This window comes from Streptomyces sp. TP-A0874 (assembly GCF_001748085.1).
GTDB lineage: Bacteria > Actinomycetota > Actinomycetes > Streptomycetales > Streptomycetaceae > Streptomyces.
Map to the genome: position 1 here is coordinate 500,246 of NZ_BBZK01000003.1, position 17,718 is coordinate 517,963.

The 17,718-nt window shown below is 69.9% G+C and carries 16 protein-coding genes; 9 read left to right on the plus strand and 7 right to left on the minus strand.

Annotation, left to right across the window (positions count from 1 at the left end; genetic code table 11):
• Nucleotides 1-23: 23 nt before the first annotated feature.
• Nucleotides 24-1,208: a PucR family transcriptional regulator gene (locus BGP73_RS02005; protein WP_069811596.1), complete on the minus strand. Its 1,185-nt coding sequence runs from the start codon at nucleotides 1,206-1,208 to the stop codon at nucleotides 24-26.
• A gap of 153 nt (nucleotides 1,209-1,361) precedes the next feature.
• Between BGP73_RS02005 and BGP73_RS02010 the strand changes: the two genes are divergently transcribed.
• A complete protein-coding gene (locus BGP73_RS02010) occupies nucleotides 1,362-2,024 on the plus strand; it encodes a pirin family protein (RefSeq protein ID WP_069811597.1) in 663 nt (220 codons plus the stop codon).
• A 336-nt stretch (nucleotides 2,025-2,360) separates the two neighbouring features.
• On the opposite strand, the gene BGP73_RS02015 is transcribed toward BGP73_RS02010, so the two are convergent.
• The 4 genes from BGP73_RS02015 to BGP73_RS02030 form a co-directional block, all read right to left on the minus strand.
• Nucleotides 2,361-3,206 (minus strand): serine hydrolase domain-containing protein, encoded by an 846-nt coding sequence (locus tag BGP73_RS02015; protein WP_069811599.1) that lies wholly within the window; start codon nucleotides 3,204-3,206, stop codon nucleotides 2,361-2,363.
• 87 nt (nucleotides 3,207-3,293) lie between these two features.
• Nucleotides 3,294-4,187, minus strand: coding sequence for a DUF4429 domain-containing protein (locus BGP73_RS02020; RefSeq protein ID WP_069811600.1), 894 nt, complete (start codon nucleotides 4,185-4,187; stop codon nucleotides 3,294-3,296).
• An 80-nt stretch (nucleotides 4,188-4,267) separates the two neighbouring features.
• Nucleotides 4,268-5,488: an alpha/beta hydrolase gene (locus BGP73_RS02025; RefSeq protein WP_244501050.1), complete on the minus strand. Its 1,221-nt coding sequence runs from the start codon at nucleotides 5,486-5,488 to the stop codon at nucleotides 4,268-4,270.
• Nucleotides 5,489-5,553: 65 nt separating this feature from the next.
• Nucleotides 5,554-6,231, minus strand: a complete 678-nt coding sequence (locus BGP73_RS02030; RefSeq protein WP_069812061.1) for a TetR family transcriptional regulator — start codon at nucleotides 6,229-6,231, stop codon at nucleotides 5,554-5,556.
• A 129-nt stretch (nucleotides 6,232-6,360) separates the two neighbouring features.
• Here BGP73_RS02030 and BGP73_RS02035 point away from each other — a divergent pair, with 129 nt between their 5' ends.
• Together BGP73_RS02035 and BGP73_RS02040 are read left to right on the plus strand one after the other, a co-directional pair.
• Complete coding sequence (locus BGP73_RS02035) at nucleotides 6,361-7,968, plus strand: MFS transporter (RefSeq protein ID WP_069811602.1); 1,608 nt, start codon at nucleotides 6,361-6,363, stop codon at nucleotides 7,966-7,968.
• Nucleotides 7,969-8,149: 181 nt separating this feature from the next.
• The gene (locus tag BGP73_RS02040) at nucleotides 8,150-8,518 is read left to right on the plus strand and encodes a peptidase inhibitor family I36 protein (RefSeq protein ID WP_079127125.1); all 369 of its coding nucleotides are present in this window, start codon (nucleotides 8,150-8,152) and stop codon (nucleotides 8,516-8,518) included.
• A 127-nt stretch (nucleotides 8,519-8,645) separates the two neighbouring features.
• Here the strand turns inward: BGP73_RS02040 and aceE are convergent, their stop codons facing one another.
• Nucleotides 8,646-11,378 (minus strand): pyruvate dehydrogenase (acetyl-transferring), homodimeric type, encoded by a 2,733-nt coding sequence (gene aceE / locus BGP73_RS02045; RefSeq protein ID WP_069811603.1) that lies wholly within the window; start codon nucleotides 11,376-11,378, stop codon nucleotides 8,646-8,648.
• Between the two features lie 576 nt (nucleotides 11,379-11,954).
• On the opposite strand from aceE, the gene BGP73_RS02055 reads away from it, so the two are divergent.
• From BGP73_RS02055 to BGP73_RS02080, 6 genes are all read left to right on the plus strand, one after another.
• A complete protein-coding gene (locus BGP73_RS02055) occupies nucleotides 11,955-12,395 on the plus strand; it encodes a DUF3052 domain-containing protein (RefSeq protein WP_069811607.1) in 441 nt (146 codons plus the stop codon).
• Nucleotides 12,396-12,720: 325 nt separating this feature from the next.
• The gene (locus tag BGP73_RS02060; RefSeq protein WP_069811609.1) at nucleotides 12,721-13,179 is read left to right on the plus strand and encodes a peroxiredoxin; all 459 of its coding nucleotides are present in this window, start codon (nucleotides 12,721-12,723) and stop codon (nucleotides 13,177-13,179) included.
• 115 nt (nucleotides 13,180-13,294) lie between these two features.
• The gene (locus BGP73_RS02065; RefSeq protein WP_069811610.1) at nucleotides 13,295-13,870 is read left to right on the plus strand and encodes a TerD family protein; all 576 of its coding nucleotides are present in this window, start codon (nucleotides 13,295-13,297) and stop codon (nucleotides 13,868-13,870) included.
• A 148-nt stretch (nucleotides 13,871-14,018) separates the two neighbouring features.
• Nucleotides 14,019-14,594: a TerD family protein gene (locus BGP73_RS02070; RefSeq protein ID WP_069811612.1), complete on the plus strand. Its 576-nt coding sequence runs from the start codon at nucleotides 14,019-14,021 to the stop codon at nucleotides 14,592-14,594.
• A gap of 45 nt (nucleotides 14,595-14,639) precedes the next feature.
• The gene (locus BGP73_RS02075) at nucleotides 14,640-15,824 is read left to right on the plus strand and encodes a DUF475 domain-containing protein (RefSeq protein ID WP_069811614.1); all 1,185 of its coding nucleotides are present in this window, start codon (nucleotides 14,640-14,642) and stop codon (nucleotides 15,822-15,824) included.
• A 122-nt stretch (nucleotides 15,825-15,946) separates the two neighbouring features.
• Nucleotides 15,947-16,684, plus strand: a complete 738-nt coding sequence (locus tag BGP73_RS02080) for a TerD family protein (RefSeq protein WP_069811616.1) — start codon at nucleotides 15,947-15,949, stop codon at nucleotides 16,682-16,684.
• 61 nt (nucleotides 16,685-16,745) lie between these two features.
• Here the strand turns inward: BGP73_RS02080 and BGP73_RS02085 are convergent, their stop codons facing one another.
• Nucleotides 16,746-17,684 carry a TerD family protein gene (locus BGP73_RS02085; RefSeq protein WP_069811618.1) on the minus strand — a complete coding sequence of 313 codons (939 nt, stop codon included), beginning with the start codon at nucleotides 17,682-17,684 and terminating at the stop codon, nucleotides 16,746-16,748.
• Nucleotides 17,685-17,718 lie beyond the last annotated feature (34 nt).

Sequence of the window (17,718 nt, forward strand, 5' to 3'; positions counted from 1 at the left end):
AATTGTGGGTGTCCGACAAAGAACTACGGTTGTCTCTCGCCGTTGAGAAGACGCCCGAGGATCAGCGCGATGCGCAGGGTGAATGCGGAGCGTACATCGGAGGGTGACCAGCCGGTGACATCCGTCACACGTCGAAGCCGGTAGCGGACGGTGTTGGGGTGCACGAAGAGCATCCGCGCCGCCCCCTCCAGACTGCTGGCCTGCTCCAGATAGACGCTCAGGGTCTCCAGCAGCGCGGACCCGGCCTCCTCAAGCGGTCTGTAGATCTCCTCCACCAGCTGGTCGCGGGCCGTGCAGTCGCCGGCCATCGCCCGCTCCGGCAGGAGATCGTCCGAGAGCACCGGACGAGGCGCGTCCGGCCAAGCGGCGCAGGCCTTGAGCCCGGCACTGGCGGCGGCCGCGGAACGGGTAGCCGACAGCAGGTCGCCGACGACCGGACCGGCGACGACCGGGCCCGGGGCGAACGGACCGATCAGATCCTTCGCGGACCGGAGCGGATCGTCGCTGCCGCCGGCGATGACCACCAACCGCTTGCCCAGCACCCCGGTGAGCACCTGGAGTTTGGCGTGCCGCGCCGCCCGGCGGATCGCCTCCACGGTCAGTTCGCTGTCGCCGGTGGGGGCGGTGCCCACGATCACCGCGACATGCTCCGGAGAACTCCAACCGAGCGCAGCGGCGCGGGACAGCGCACCCTCGTCCGCTTCCCCCGAGAGCACGGCGTTGACCACCAACGACTCCAACCTGGCGTCCCAGGCGCCGCGGGCCTCGGCGGCCTGCGCGTACACCTGGGCCGTGGCGAACGCGATCTCGCGTGCGTAGACCAGCAACGCCTCCCGGAGGGTGGCCTCGTCCCCCGGCGCGGCGACCTCGTTGATCGCCGACTCCATGACCTCGATGGTCGTGCGGACCATCTCGACGGTCTGCCGCAGGGAGATCGCCCGGGTCAGTTCCCGCGGCGCGGTGCCGAACACGTCGGTGCTGATGGCCTGGGACGCCTCGGGATGCCTGAACCACTCGGTGAAGGCCGCGATACCCGCCTGCGCCACCAGCCCGATCCACGAGCGGTTCTCCGGCGGCATGGCCCGGTACCACGGGAGGGTCTCGTCCATGCGCGCGATGGCGTTCGCGGCGAGATGACCGGCTGACTGCTCCAGTCGGCGGAGGGTCGCGGCGTGAGCGTGGGCGTCTTTCGCATCGGATTCAGGCACGGGGACAAGCCTGCCTTATCGGAACCAGGGGCGTTGCCGGGGGTGTGAACCCGCCCGCCGGACCCCTGCGGAGCGGGCCGGTCACTCCGGTCGCAGGCCGGCTCGCCGCCGGCTGGGGCCGATGGAGAACCGGTCTCGGACTACGGTGGAGCGATGGGTGAAGTATGGCGCGCTGCGGACCGGTTCCGCGGCGGAGACCCGGCGGCCGGGATCGAGACGTTCCACGCCTTCTCCTTCGGATCGTTCTACGAGCCGGACAACCTGAGGTTCGGCGCGCTCATCGCCTGCAACGAGGAACGGCTGGCACTCGGGGCGGGGTTCGCGGAACACCCGCATCGGGACACCGAGATCGTGACCTGGGTGGTGGAGGGCGAGTTGACCCACCGCGACTCCACCGGAACCACCACGCTGCTCCGCGCCGGCGACCTGCAGCGGCTGAGCGCGGCCGGCGGAGTGCGGCACACCGAGCGCAACGACGGGGACCAGCCCCTGGTCTTCGTGCAGATGTGGTTGGAGCCGGTGGTGCGACCCGGGGGCGAGCCGGAGTACGAGGTGGTACGGGGCCTCGGCGACGGCACACCGTACGAAGTCGACCGGGCCGGCGCCGTCCTCCACGCGCGGCGGCTCCGCGCCGGCGCACGCAGCGCGTTGCCCACCGCGCCAAGCAGCTACCTGCACCTGGTGCGCGGCACGGCGCTCCTCGACGGTGAGACCCTGCACCCGGGCGACGCCGCCCGGCTCTCCGGGGGGCGGCGGCGCGAGGTGGTCGCCGAGGAGGACAGCGAGTTGCTGGTCTGGGAGTTGGGGGAGGAGTAGGGCCGGTCGTTCGGGCCTCGGGGGGCGTCGGCCTGGCGATCGCGGGCGTCGGGGCCCGCACACCGCGCCGACCGAGAGCTTCGTGACTCGGTGACCTGGTGACTCCCGGTTCCGTGACTCCGTGACAGGGCCCTGCCGGTCGCCTCACGGTCACCCCGCCGGGCGTCGGACCTCGGCACCCGGCTGCTCCTGGGCGCGGCAGAAACACCTCAGTGGGGGCGCACCGGCGTCGCCATCCCCGTAGCCGCGGGGACCGCCTCCCAATTTTGGTAGGCGTAGTCCTCCGGCTCGGACCACCCCCGCATGCGCGGGGACCACAGGGCGTCACCCGGGAGTTTAGATGGTCACGGGCCGGCTAGCGCTCGCGGGCTGGTTGCGTAGTTCGGCCAGGACCGCGTCGGTGAACACCGGCCAGGCTTCGACCGCCCATGGTCCGAAGGACCGGTCGGTGAGCACGACGCATCCGGCGCCGGCGTCCGGGTCGATCCAGAGGAAGGTGCCGGCCTGTCCGAAGTGGCCGAAGGTGCGCGGTGAGGACATGCTGCCGGTCCAGTGCGGCGACTTGCCGTCGCGGATCTCGAAGCCCAGCCCCCAGTCGTTCGGTCGCTGCTGGCCGTATCCGGGCAGCACTCCGGAGAGGCCGGGGTGGACCGGCCGGGTGGCCTCGGCGAGAGTCGCCGGGTGCAGCAGCCGTGGCGCCTGGAGTTCGGCGGCGAAGCGGACGAGGTCCTCGACGCTGGAGACGGCGTCCTTGGCGGGCGAGCCCGGGAGGTCGGTCGCGGTCATGCCCAGCGGTTCGAGCACCGCCTGCCGGAGGTACTCCGGGAAGGGCATTTCGGCGGCCTTGGCGATGTGGTCGCCGAGCGCTTCGAATCCGGCGTTGGAGTACAGCCGCCGGGTGCCCGGCGCGGCCATCGGCCGGTCCTCGTCGAAGGCGAGCCCCGAGGAGTGGGCGAGCAGGTGGCGGATGGTGGAGCCAGCGGGGCCGGCCGGCTCGTCCAGCTCCACCGCGCCTTCCTCACAGGCCACGAGTGCGGCGTAGGCGGCCAGGGGCTTGGTGACGGAGGCGAGGGGGAAGCGGCGGTCGGTGGGCCCGTGGGCGGCGACCGTGCCGTCGGCTCGTACGACGGCGGCCGCCGCGGTGGGGACCGGCCAGTTCTCGATCATCGGCAGGCTCTGCATGGGGCCGAGCCTACGCGGTGCCCCCACTGCTCCGAGGTTCCGGACCGGGCCGTGGCGGTCGGTCCGGACCGGGCCCGTCGTACGGGTCTAAAGCTCGGCCAGCAGTTGGGCCTTCTTCGCGCTGAACTCGTCATCGGTGAGCAGCCCCGAGTCGTGCAGCGCCCCCAGGTGGCGGATCCGGTCCGCGATGTCCGCGGGGGCGGGGCGGGCCTCGCTGGAGAGCGCGGCCGGCACCAGGCCGGCGGGGGAGGGGTCCGCCGGAGGTTCGGTGGCGCGTATCGCCTCCAGCACGCACGCGGCGAGCGGCAGGGACTCGTGCACCAGGCCGTAGCCGACGCCGAAGACGACCGCGGCCGGATCCTGGTCGGCCTCACCCGGCTGCTCCGGTCCGCCGCAACCGGCCGTCCGCGGCACCAGCCGCAGGTAGCCGTTGAAGAGTTCGGGGGAGCGCCACTCGACGTCGGCGAGTTCGGTGACCGGAAAGCTCTGGTCCCCGGCCTTCCACTTCCGTGAGGACGCCCCCGTCCAGAACCACCGGAAGCTGACCGTGCTGCCGTCGAAGGACGCTTTGCCGTCGTAGGCCTTGAAGCTCAGTGGCGCCGATGGGGCGGCGACCATATGGCGCTCGCAGGGAACGGTGGCGGCCGGCCCCAGCGCGCTGCGGAGTTCGTCGGCGTAGTAGGCGGCGAGGGTCTCCCGTTCGGCGGGGAGCACCAGCCGGTAGGGGTCGTTCCCGTCCTTGAGCTGTCCGTCCGCCGCGTCCATCAGCGGATCGGCGCCCCGGCGGGGCACCATGCGCAGTACCACCGTTCCTTTCTTGCCGGGAGCGAGCTCCACGGCGGTCAGCGCCTCGTAGGGTATGCGTCGCTCACCGAGCACCTGAAGAAGCTTCGGTATGCGGATCCCCCGTTCGAAGCGGATGAGCACGGAGTCCGTGTCGAACTCCCAGACGGTCTGAAAACCGGCCAGCACATCACCCATACGACTCATCGTATGCGGCAGGGGCTGACCCGTCCCCCTACTCGACGCTACGCGCGTCAATCGCCCGCCGGGGGCGGTGCTCAGCGCTGGCACGCGCCGGCGGATCCGGCGCAGCTCACGCTGGCCAGCGCACCGACGCCGACCTTGGCGAAGTTGTCCAGACTGACTGTGCCGGGCACGAAGTAGCCGCCGTGTCCGCCGGCCCCCGCGGCGGACAGCCGCCGGGCGCCGAACTCCGGGGTGACCGGATCGGGGCCGTGCCCGAGCTGGCCGATCTCGAGGAAGGGGATGTCGGCGATCCAGTCCCCGGCGTCCCGCATCGCCCAGATCCGGGAGTTGCCGCCCAGATCGCCGGTGTTGGCGGCCCGCATACCGGGACTGCCGGCGACCGCGATGTCGGTGACCCGGTCCGGCAGCTGGGAGGCCGCGACCCCGCAGACCACGGAGCCGTAGCTGTGGCAGAAGAGCGCCACGGATCGGGCGGACCCGGGCAGGGCTTCGACGAGGCCCCGCAACCGCACCGCGCCGCGCTCGGCGAGCCGGCCCGCCGCGGCGTCCACCCCGATCCCGGCCGGCGCGGTGTAGTCGGCCCAGGCGATGACGGCGGTCCTGCCTTCGGGGCGCTCGGTCCGCTCGGCGTCGTAGAGCGCCTGTGCCATGCCGACGGGCGCCCGGTACTTCTTGTGGGTGCGCTCGAAGTTCACCAGGTTGGTGTCCACCCCGGGGACCACGACGGACACCCGGTCCGCCTTCTCGAGGTCGCCGAAGACCTCGGCGGCCCGGCCGATGCCGGTGGGGTCGAAGGCGAGGATCTGCCGGTCCTCGCCGAGAAGCGAGTCGTACCGGTGCACCAGGCGCTCCGCCTCCTCCCGGCCCAGCTGGGTGAGCCGGTCGTCGCGGGCGCGCTGGCGTTCATGGGCGCGGGCCTGCTCCAGGGAGGTTCGGTTGGCCTCGTAGCGGAGGGTCAGCGGGGCGCCGTCGAGGTTGCCCACCACGAGTGGGTGGCGATCGGCGAGCCGGTGGCGCTGGTCGGCGGAGAGGGAGCGGAAGAAGCGGCTCACTTCCTGCGGCGGGGCCTCGGCGGACGGGAGGCGGCGGCCGTCGATGGAGCCGTGCCGCCACGCCTTCAGCGCGGCGGCTCTCGGGCTGGGCCCGGTCCCATGGTCCTGGATCGCGGTCCAGCCGGAGGTGGCCAGCATGACGAGCACCACGGCCAGGACGAACGCCGCGCGCGCGGCGGGCGAGCCGCCGCCCAGCCATGGAGGGGTCGGGGAGGAGCCGAGCTCAGAGACGGAAGACACTGCCGGACAGCCTAGGAGAAGTCCCCGGACAGTCACGGGATGGTGATGCTTATCACTTCACGATGTCAGCCGGTCGTCTGCTTCCGGCTGCTCCGCCAGGGCTCGGTGAGCGCCGGGGCGAGGTGGTCCAGGTAGGTCTCGCTGATCTCGCAGAGGGCTTCGACGGTGTGCTCGCCGTCGGCGGCCGTGTTCCACACCCTCCCGGTCACCCGGGTCACCCCGGCGAAGGCCGCCACCAGCACCCGGGGGCGGGGGTCGGTCTCCGGGTCCACCCCCTCACGCCGGGCGATCTCCTGGGCGATCCGCTCCTCCAGCTCCGTGCAGCGTCGCAGGTGGACGGCGAGCAACGCCGGCGTCGACTCGATCAGCCGGTACATGCGGAGGTGCAGCTCGGCCGGGACGGTGTCGCCGATCACCTGGGCGATGTTCGCCCAGCAGACCGCGGCCGACCGGCGCAGGGCGGTCATCGGGGGTTCGTCCGGGGGCCGGTTGCGGAGAGCCGTCAGGAAGTGCTCCTCCACCATCGCCTGGACGGCGAAGGCCACCTCCTCCTTGTTGGCGAAGTACCGGAAGAAGGTGCGCTGCGAGAGCTCCACCGTCTCGGCGATCTCGTCGACGGTGGTGCGCTCGTATCCCTGGGTGGTGAAGAGTTGCAGAGCCGTACGGATCAGGGCGTTCCGAGTGTGCTGCTTCTTCCTCTCCCGCAGACCCGTCCGTGCGGCTTCGGGGGCCTGTTGGCGGATGATCACCTGCCGCTCTCCTCTCGCCGTCCGCCTGGTCATTCAGCAGCTCAGCGCGGTGTGAGCCACATGACAGTTACTGATTGAGGAATGCGTTTGTCAAATGTCAGTCGCTGACTTTAATCTCCCGGCATGACGTCACAGAGCACCGTCGCCGATCCGGCGCCGTATCCGCCCTCCACGCCGGAGCCCCGCAAGGGACTGCGCGGCCATCCTTGGCTCACCCTCTTCTCGGTCGCCATCGGCGTGATGATGGTCGCGCTCGACGGAACGATCGTGGCGATCGCCAACCCCGCCATCCAGCACGACCTGAAGGCCTCGCTCGCCGACGTCCAGTGGATCACCAACGGCTACCTGCTCGCCCTCGCGGTCACCCTGATCACCGCCGGCAAACTGGGTGACCGCTTCGGACACCGGCAGACCTTCCTCATAGGCATCGCCGGCTTCGCCGCGGCCTCCGGCGCCATCGGGCTGTCGAAGACGGTGCCGCTGGTCATCGTCTTCCGGGTGCTCCAGGGGCTCTTCGGGGCGCTGCTGATGCCGGCCGCGCTCGGTCTGCTGCGGGCCACCTTCCCGGCGGAGAAGCTGAACATGGCCATCGGCATCTGGGGCATGGTCATCGGTGCCTCGACCGCCGGCGGTCCGATCGTCGGCGGCCTGCTCGTCGAGCACGTCAACTGGCAGTCGGTGTTCTTCATCAACGTGCCGGTCGGCATCGCCGCGCTGGTGCTCGGCGCGGTGATCCTCAAGGACCACCGAGCGGAGAACGCCCCGAAGTCCTTCGACATCCCGGGGATCGTGCTGCTCTCCGGGGCGATGTTCTTCCTCATCTGGGCGCTCATCAAGGCCCCCGCCTGGGGCTGGGGGGACAGCCGGACGCTCATCTTCCTGGCGCTGGCGGTGGTCAGCTTCGCGGTCTTCGGCTTCTGGGAGACCAGGGTGCGCGAGCCGCTGGTGCCGCTGACGATGTTCCGCTCCGTACCGCTGACCGCCGGTGCGGTGGTGATGGTGCTGATGGCCTTCGCCTTCATGGGCGGGCTGTTCTTCGTCACCTTCTACCTGCAGAACGTCCACGGGATGTCGCCGGTCGACAGTGGACTCCACCTGCTGCCCCTGACCGGCATGATGATCATCTCCTCGCCGCTGGCCGGAGCGCTGATCACCAAGGTGGGGCCGCGGGTTCCGCTGGTCGGCGGCATGGTGTTCACCGCGGCCGCCATGTTCGGTATGGCCAGCAGCCTCGACCAGGACACCAGCAGCCTGGTGACCTCCTTCTGGTTCGCCCTGCTCGGCCTCGGGCTGGCGCCGGTGATGGTGGGCGCCACCGACGTCATCGTGGGCAACGCCCCGCTGGAGCTCTCCGGTGTCGCCGGCGGCCTCCAGCAGTCGGCCATGCAGGTCGGCGGCTGCCTGGGGACCGCGGTGCTCGGTGCGGCGATGGCGGCCAAGGTCCGCAACGACCTGCCGGACAACTGGACCGGGGCCGGGCTCCCGCAACTGCCGCCCGCCCAGATGGACCAGGTCTCCTCCGCGGTGGAGGTCGGATACGCGCCGGTGGCCAAGGGCACGCCGCCGGAGATGGCCGAACTGATCACGAACATCGCTCATGACACCTTCGTGAGCGGCATGGGTCTCGCCTTCACCATCGCGGGCGGTGTCGCGGTCCTCGCCGCCCTGGCCGCGGTGTTCACCAAGCGGGGGAGCAACACCCCGGCCGAGGGTTCCGCCGCGCACATCTGAGCAGACCCCGGCGGCGCGGAGAGCCCTGCGCCGCGAAACGGAGACGACGCCTCCGTCCGAGTACCTCGGGCGGAGGCGTCGCCTATCCGGATGGTGTTGCCCGGGACCGCTTGGCCCGGCCGGCGCGCCCCAGGAGACTCACCTCTGACATCAGTCTCGTCCGTTACGGGGGGTCTTTCACATGCGTGCTTCTCTCACCACTTCCGCCCTGGTCATGGTCGCCGCGGCCGCTCTGCTGCCGGCGGTCTCGCCCGCCGCAGCCGCCCAGCAGGGCGGCTGCGCGGCCGGTGAGCTCTGCCTCTGGGAGCGGGCGGATCACTCGGGTGCCCGCTCCGTCCACGAACTGTCCAGCACCGCGATCGAGAGCTGCGAGCCCTTGCCCAAGGGAAGCAAGGCGCTCTCGCTGGCCAACCGGACCGGCCGCCCGGTCACCACCTATCAGAGCGCCGACTGCGCGGAGACCGGTGAGTTCGACACCTACCCGGGCGGCGGCACCTGGGTGCCCAGGTCGCCTTACCAGGTCCGGGCCTTCAAGATCTGGGAGAACTGACCGCCGCGCGGTGGAGCTCCCTGGGGAAGACGCTTCCGCAGGGAGCTCGACGGAAGGAGGCCGGGGTCGAACCGAACGGTTCGACCCCGGCCTCCTCGATGGCGACTCTCCTTCTACAAGTCCCCTGTCACGCGTCGCCGCCCGCCGGGCCGGGGTCGGCCGCGGTGACGTCCAGCAGCTGGTAGCGGTCGATCGCCTGCTTCAGCACCGAGCGCTCGATCTTCCCCTCCCGGGCGAGTTCGGTGAGGACCGCGACCACGATCGACTGAGCGTCGATGTGGAAGTAGCGGCGGGCCGCACCGCGGGTGTCGGCGAAACCGAAACCGTCGGCGCCCAGCGACTGGTAGGTGCCGGGCACCCAGCGCGCGATCTGGTCCGGTACCGCGCGCATCCAGTCCGAGACGGCCACCTTCGGCCCCTCGGCGTCGGCCAGCTTCGTCGTCACGTACGGCACCCGCTGCTCGGACTCCGGGTGCAGCAGGTTGTGCTCCTCCACCTCCACGGCGTCGCGCCGCAGCTCGTTCCAGGAGGTCGCCGACCAGACGTCGGCCCGGACGTTCCACTCCTCGGCGAGGATCCGCTGGGCCTCGACCGCCCAGGGGACGGCCACGCCGGAGGCGAGGATCTGCGCGGGGAGGGAGCCCTGCTCGCCGGCCCGGTAGCGGTACAGCCCCTTGAGGATGCCCTCCGCGTCCACGTTCTCCGGCTCCGCCGGGTGCTGGATGGGCTCGTTGTAGACGGTGAGGTAGTAGAAGACGTCCTCACTGTCCGGGCCGTACATCCGGCGCAGACCGTCCTTGACGATGTGCGCGATCTCATACCCGAAGGCCGGGTCGTAGGAGACGGCGGCGGGGTTGGTGGAGGCGAGCAACTGGGAGTGACCGTCCGCGTGCTGGAGCCCCTCACCGGTCAGCGTCGTACGGCCGGCGGTGGCGCCCAGTACGAATCCGCGCGCGAGCTGGTCGGCCATCTGCCAGAACTGGTCACCGGTGCGCTGGAAGCCGAACATCGAGTAGAAGACGTAGACCGGGATCAGCGGCTCGCCGTGGGTGGCGTACGCGGAGCCCGCCGCGATCAGCGAGGCCGTGCACCCCGCCTCCGAGATGCCGTCGTGCAGCATCTGGCCGGTCGGTGACTCCTTGTAGGAGAGGAGCAGCTCCCGGTCGACCGACTCGTACTGCTGACCGAGCGGGTTGTAGATCTTCGCGGACGGGAAGAAGGAGTCCATACCGAAGGTGCGGTACTCGTCCGGTGCGATCAGCACGAACCGCCGGCCGATCTCCTTGTCCCGCATGAGGTCCTTGAGCAGCCGGACAAAGGCCATGGTGGTGGCGATGGACTGCTGGCCGGAGCCCTTCTTCACAGCCGCGTAGACCTTGTCCTCGGGCAGTTCCAGCGGCTTCGCCCGCACGACCCGGGTGGGCACGTAGCCGCCCAGCGCCCGGCGGCGGTCGTGCATGTACTGGATCTCCTCGGAGTCCCGGCCCGGGTGGTAGTAGGGCGGGACGCCGGACTCCAGCTCCTTGTCCGGGATCGGCAGGTGGAGCCGGTCCCGGAAGCCCTTGAGGTCGTCGACCGTCAGCTTCTTCATCTGGTGGGTCGCGTTGCGGCCCTCGAAGTTCGGCCCGAGGGTCCAGCCCTTGACGGTCTGCGCCAGGATCACGGTCGGCTGGCCCTTGTGCGCCTTCGCCGCGGCGTAGGCCGCGTAGACCTTGCGGTGGTCGTGGCCGCCGCGGCCCAGGTGCAGGATCTGGTCGTCCGTCATGTCCTCGACCATCCGGCGGAGCCGGTGGTCGTCGCCGAAGAAGTGCTCCCGGATGTAGGCACCGGTCTCCGTGGCGTACGTCTGGAACTGCCCGTCCGGTGTCGTGTTCAGCTTGTTGACCAGGACCCCGTCGCGGTCCTGGGCGAGCAGCGGGTCCCAGGTGCGGTCCCAGACCAGCTTGATCACGTTCCAGCCGGCACCGCGGAACTGCGACTCCAGCTCCTGGATCACCTTGCCGTTGCCGCGTACCGGGCCGTCCAGCCGCTGCAGGTTGCAGTTGACGACGAAGGTGAGGTTGTCCAGCCCCTCCCGGGCGGCGATGGACAGCTGCCCGAGCGACTCCGGCTCGTCCATCTCGCCGTCGCCGAGGTAGGCCCAGACGTGGGACTTGGAGGTGTCCGCGATGCCGCGCGCCTCCATGTACCGGTTCATCCGGGCCTGGTAGATCGCTCCCAGCGGGCCCAGGCCCATGGAGACGGTGGGGAACTCCCAGAAGTCCGGCATGGAGCGCGGGTGCGGGTAGCTCGACAGACCGTCGGGGAACTTCGACTTCTCCTGGCGGAAACCGTCCAGCTGGGCCTCGGTGAGGCGGTCCAGGAGGTAGGCGCGAGCGTAGACGCCCGGGGAGGCGTGCCCCTGGAAGAAGACCTGGTCGCCGCCGTCGCCCTCGTCCTTGCCCCGGAAGAAGTGGTTGAAGCCCACGTCATAGAGGGAGGCGGAGGAGGCGAAGGTGGCGATGTGGCCACCCACCCCGATCCCGGGGCGCTGGGCGCGGGAGACCATGACGGCCGCGTTCCACCGGGTCGCGTTCAGGACCTTGCGCTCGATCTCCTCGTTGCCCGGGAAGAACGGCTCGTCCTTGGTCGCGATGGTGTTGACGTAGTCCGTGCTGCGCATCTCGGGCACGGCCACGCGCTTCTCGCGGGCCCGCTCGATGAGGCGGAGCATCAGGTAGCGGGCACGTTCCCGGCCTCGTTCGTCGACCGCCGCGTCGAGCGAGTCGAGCCATTCCCGGGTCTCCTCGGGATCGAAGTCCGGGACCTGGCTGGGAAGGCCGCCAATGATGATCGGGTTGCGATCGGATCCGGAAGCCACGCTGTTCCTTCGCTGTTTCGGTCGTGCTGTGCACGCGTTGGATTCGTGCTCTACTGGTGTCGCGCCGCCTCCATCGTGGACTGCTGAGGCGGATACGTCATCTCTACTGGGTGGTAACCGCCGCGTTGTCGGGGAAGGCGATCTGAAGGCCGACCGCGGGGGCGCAGGCGGCCAAATCGCAACCATACGCCTCCTCCCGGAGGAACCGGCGGACGGCTGTTCGGCTCCGGTCGATCCGGTGGGCCCAGCCCCCGGCCGGACCGCGGAACGGCGCCCCGGACACGACCGCGTCCCCGGGGCGCCGCGGCACACTCGGCCCGACGAAGCGGGCGGACGCCGGGCGGTGCCGAGGCTGGAAACGGTCACCCCCGGAACCATCGGAGCCGCCCCCGGAACTCGCCCGGGGATGTGGCGCACCCCACCCCTCATGAGGCATCTTGGGAGGAGACGTCAACGTTTGGGCGGGATCGGAGGTCGGGTACTTGCCAGATCCGCTCGGCCCGTGTGGACTACGGCCATAGACCCCGCGCACGCGCGAGGTCCTACCGTTTTTCGAAAAATGACAGGAGGCAATCCGTGAGCGCGACCGCGGACCACGCGGAGGAGCGGACCAACCCTGCCGCCAGGCTGGGTTTCCAGCCCGGACAGGTGGTCCAGGAGCTCGGTTACGACGAGGACACCGAGCAGGAGCTGCGTGAGGCCATCGAGGAACTCATCGGCATGGAGCTCGTCGACGAGGATTACGACGATGTCGCCGACGCTGTGGTCCTGTGGTTCCGTGAGGACGACGGTGACCTGACGGACGCGCTGGTGGACGCCACCACGATGATCGACCCGGGTGCGCCGGTCTGGCTGATGACGCCGAAGACGGGCCGGGAGGGCTACGTCGAGCCGAGTGAGATCGGTGAGGCTGCCACCACCGCCGGCCTCTCCCAGACCAGCAGTGTCAATGCCGGCAAGGACTGGTCCGGAAGCCGCCTGATCATGCCGAAGACCGCCCGGACGGGCAAGCGGTAAACCCCTGGTGCCGCGCGGCCGGGAGCACGCCCCGACCGCAAGCGTTCGACCGCCCTCCCGGCTCGGCCGGGAGGGCGGTCGCGTCTCCGGGCCCCGGCGGTGTGTCCACCCCCGCATGGTGGCGTCCCCTTCCACGCCGGGCGGCGGAGCGACCCGCCGGGCCGGTCGGCCGCCCCTCGGCCCGGTCCGCCGCTCTTTCCCGAGGCGGCTGTCCGACTCCGCCACGCTGGTGACAGACTGAGTGGGAAAGCGCCGGCGGCCCGATCTGCCGCGACCGTGCGTCCGGGGGCCGGCCGGCTTGTCTTCGAGAGAGGGAATCGCGTCCATGGCGATCGACATCGGCACGAAAGCTCCGGACTTCGAGCTGAAGAACCAGCACGGCGAGCTGGTCAAGCTCTCCGACTTCCGGGGTTCGAAGAACGTGGTGCTGCTCTTCTTCCCCTTCGCCTTCACCGGGGTCTGCACCGGCGAACTCTGTGCCGTCCGCGACGCGCTGCCCAACTTCGTAGGCGACGACGTGCAGCTGCTGGCCGTCTCCAACGACTCGCCCTTCACACTGAGGGTCTTCGCCGAGCAGGAGGGCTTCGAGTACCCGCTGCTGTCCGATTTCTGGCCGCACGGCAACGTCTCGCGGGCCTACGGCGTCTTCGACGAGGACAAGGGTTGCGCGCTGCGCGGCACCTTCATCATCGACAAGGAGGGTGTGGTCCGCTGGAGCGTCGTCAACGGACTGCCCGACGCGCGCGACCTGGACGAGTACATCAAGGCCCTCGGCGAACTCTGACTCCGCCGCCCCTCCAGGCGCGGCGGGTCCCCTTAGGATCGACGCGGGAACCGATGTCATTGCACGGCGGGGGCGCGGGATACTGCGGCACCCCTCTCGAACCACTGGAGGACTCGTGGGAGTCAGCCTCAGCAAGGGCGGAAACGTCTCACTGACGAAGGAGGCGCCGGGCCTGAGCGCGGTCGTCGTCGGACTGGGCTGGGACGCCCGTACCACCACCGGTACCGACTTCGACCTGGACGCCAGCGCGCTGCTCCTGGACGCGGGTGGCAAGGTCGTCTCCGACCAGCACTTCGTCTTCTTCAACAATCTGAGGAGCCCGGACGGCTCCGTCGAGCACACCGGTGACAACCTCACCGGTGAGGGAGAGGGCGACGACGAGGCCATCAAGGTCAGTCTGGCCACCGTCCCGGCCGAGGTGGACCGGATCGTCTTCCCGGTCTCGATCTACGAGGCCGAGACCCGGCAGCAGAGCTTCGGCCAGGTGCGCAACGCCTTCATCCGGGTGGTGAACCAGGCCGACGACAACGAGCTGGCGCGCTACGACCTGAGCGAGGACGCCTCCACCGAGACCGCGATGGTCTTCGGTGAGCTGTACCGCAACGGCGCGGAGTGGAAGTTCCGGGCCATCGGCCAGGGCTACGCCTCCGGGCTGCGCGGCATCGCCCAGGACTTCGGCGTCAACGTCTGAACAAGTGCGGGGTGGAGCCGGGGCCGCTGGGGCCGGCCCCGGCGCCCCCCTGGCGGACTCACCGGTGTCGCGGTCCACGCGCGGAGCGTGGGCCGCGACACCGGTCGCTAGCAGGGCAGCAGCGATCGCTGTCGGGGAGGAAAGCATCATGAGTGTCACGCTCGCCAAGGGAGGCAACGTCTCCCTCTCCAAGGCCGCTCCGAACCTCACGCGGGTGATGGTCGGACTCGGCTGGGACGCCAGGTCGACCACCGGCGCCCCCTTCGACCTCGACGCCAGCGCCCTGTTGTGCGCGTCGGGCCGGGTGCTGGGCGACGAGTTCTTCGTCTTCTACAACAATCTGAGGAGCCCGGACGGTTCCGTCGAGCACACCGGTGACAACCTCACCGGTGACGGCGACGGCGACGACGAGATCATCATGGTCGACCTGGCGAAGGTCCCGGACCAGGTCGACAAGATCGTCTTCCCGGTCTCGATCCACGAGGCCGACCTCAGGAACCAGACCTTCGGGCAGGTCAAGAACGCCTACATCCGGGTGGTCAACCAGGACGACGAATCGGAGCTGGCCCGCTACGACCTGAGCGAGGACGCCTCCACCGAGACCGCGATGATCTTCGGTGAGGTCTACCGCCGCGGCGGGGAGTGGAAGTTCCGTGCAGTTGGACAGGGGTACGCATCAGGGCTGAGAGGAATCGCCCTAGACTTCGGCGTCAACGTTTCGTAGCCGCGCACGGTGCGCGGGGGACCCCTACCAACGATTGGGTAGCCAGTGCTCCTGAAAACCTTCGGCTGGTCCTTCGGCGTCACCGCCGTCGGGCTGGCCGCCGCCGCTGTCTTCTGGGGATGGCAGGGGTTCGCCGTGGTGGCGATCCTGACCGTCCTGGAGATCTCGCTCTCCTTCGACAACGCGGTCGTGAACGCCGGCGTGTTGAAGAAGATGAACGCCTTCTGGCAGAAGATCTTCCTCACCGTCGGCATTCTGGTCGCCGTCTTCGGGATGCGGCTGGTCTTCCCTGTCGTGATCGTCGCGCTGACGGCGAAGGTCGGCCCGATCGAGGCCGTGCAACTCGCGCTGGACGACCCCACCCGGTACGAGATGCTGGTCACCGACGCCCATCCGGCGATCGCGGCCTTCGGCGGGATGTTCCTGCTGATGATCTTCCTCGACTTCCTGTTCGAGGAGCGTGACCACCAGTGGCTCAAGTGGATCGAGCGTCCCCTGGCCCGGCTCGGCGGGGTCGACGGCCTCTCGGTCTGCGTGGCCCTGATCGCCCTGCTGGTCACGGCGACCACCATCGCCACCGACGCCGCGCAGCACGGCGGCACCTATGTCGACAAGTCGGCCACGGTGATGCTCGCGGGCATCGCGGGCCTGATCACCTACCTGATCGTCGGCGGGCTCTCCGGCCACTTCGAGGACAAGCTCGAGGAAGAGGAGGAGCGGGAGCAGGAGGCCGAGGAGGCCGCCAGGAAGGCCGGGAAGAGCCCCACGGCGGTCGGTCTCGCCGGCAAGGCCGCCTTCTTCATGTTCCTCTACCTGGAGGTGCTGGACGCCTCCTTCTCCTTCGACGGGGTCATCGGCGCCTTCGCGGTGACCAACCACATCTTCTGGATGGCGCTCGGGCTCGGCATCGGCGCCATGTACGTCCGCTCGCTCACGGTGTACCTGGTCCGCGAGGGGACCCTCGACGACTACGTCTACCTGGAGCACGGCGCGCACTACGCCATCGGCGCGCTGGCCGTACTGCTGCTCGTCACCATCAAGTTCCACGTCTCGGAGGTCATCACCGGCCTCATCGGCGTCGCTCTGATCGCCTTCTCCTTCTGGTCCTCGCTGCGTCGGAACCGGGCCCTGGCGGGCGCGGGGCATGTTGACGAGGCCGAGGCGGACGCAGAGGGAAAAGATGACGGCGGTGGTTCCGACCGGAAGGCCGAGGTGACCTCCGGAGTGTGACCACGCGCTGATTGCGGAACGCTCTGAACGGGGCGGCAGGGGCGGGGCGATGCCCGTCCTCCTGCCGCCCCGTCGTGGTGTGGCCGGTGCTGACGGAATGGAACACTGGGGGTGTGCAGGGTATGTCTTTCTGGAACAACTGGCGGCAGGGGCGGCAGCATGGTTTCGACAGCGGCAGTCCGGCATCGAACGCGATCGAGCTGACGAAGCGTCGCCCGACCCTGTCGCTCACCAAACAGGGTGCGGACACGGGGAACCTGCGGGTCAACCTCTCCTGGCGGATGCGGACCTCCGACATCGGCCAGGGGCCGCCCGGCGGCGGTGGTCTCTTCCGCAACCCGTTGAAGGCGTTCAAGCCGGAGGTGGTGCAGGCCCAGGGCCCCGCGGTGGTCAAGATCGACCTCGATCTCGCCTGCATGTACGAGCTGCAGGACGGCAGCAAGGGGGTCGTCCAACCGCTCGGCAACCTCCTGGGGGACGTCAACGAACCTCCCTACATGCAGCTCAGCGGAGACGACCGGTTCGGTGCGCCGTCCGGCGAGACGATCTACGTCAACATGGACCACAAGGACGACTTCAAACGGCTGCTGGTCTTCGTCTACATCTACGACGGCACGCCGGCCTTCGACCGGACGCACGCCGTCGTCACGCTCTACCCGAGCAACGGTCCCCGGGTGGAGATCAGCCTCGACGAGCGGGCCCCGCAGGCCCGCTCCTGCGCGGTGGTCATGTTGGAGAACGTCAAGGGTGAGCTGACGGTCCGCCGGGAGGTGAAGTACGTCTACGGCTTCCAGGCGGAGTTGGACCGGCTCTACGGCTGGGGGCTGCAGTGGGGGAGGGGCTACAAGGAGAAGATCTGAGCCGCTCCGTGTCCTCCCTCCCCGCGCCCGGCGCCGTGGCGGCCGGTCCCCGCCGGACGGCTCAGCCGCTCCGCCGGAACTGCGGCCCCTGCGGGGGAAGGGAGAAGGCCGCTTCCGGAACGGGAGCGGGGGACGGCCCGACCGGCGGCTGCGGATAGCCGTAGGCCGCCGCCGGGTGCTGGGGGTACCCGTAGGACGGCTGGGTGAGTTGGTGGGCCGGTGCCGGCGGAGTAGCCGGCGCGGGTATCGGCCCGGCTATGTGCGGGGGCACCGGCGGATAGCCGTAGCCCGGCTGCTGCACCTGGGTCGGGGCCTCCGAGGAGGGGGGCGGCGAGGCGGGCTCCGGTTCCGGCTCCGGGAAGTGGGACGGTGTGACCGGCTGCGGCTCGGGCGGGGCCGGGTCCTCCGCCTCCCCGCCCGTCTCCTCGGCCTCCGGCAGGTGCGGTTCGCCCTCGTCCACCGAGATGCCGAACTCGGTGGCCAGGCCGATCAGTCCGGTGGTGTACCCCTGCCCCAGCGCGCGGAACTTCCAGCCGTCGCCGCGCCGGTACAGCTCACCGCAGATCAGCGCCGTCTCCTCACCGGTCTCCGGAGAGACCTCGAAGACCGCGATCGGGTCGGCTTCCTCCGAGGCATCCACGGCGGCGTCGTAGATCGCCAGACGCAGGTCCGAGACGGCGCCGAAGGCGTCTCCGTCCGCTGATGCCGCGAGCACCACCTGGGTCACCGAGGGCGGTAGTCCGGCCAGGTCAGCCTCGACGGTGTCGGTCAGCGACTCCCCCAGGCTCATCTTGGGGAGGTGGCGGACCAGTCCCGAAGGGTGGCGCGGCTGGTTGTAGAAGACGAAGTCCTCGTCGGAGTGCACGACTCCCTCTTGCCCCAACAGGAGGGCGGAGGCGTCGACATCCGGCACCTCCGGTCCGGGGGTCCAGTGCAACACGGCCCGTACGGCGCCGGTTTCGAGCGGGATGTTCGACCCCTTCAACATCGCGTGCGTCATGGCCGCAATCCTGCCCTCAAGGTAGGTGCCGGGA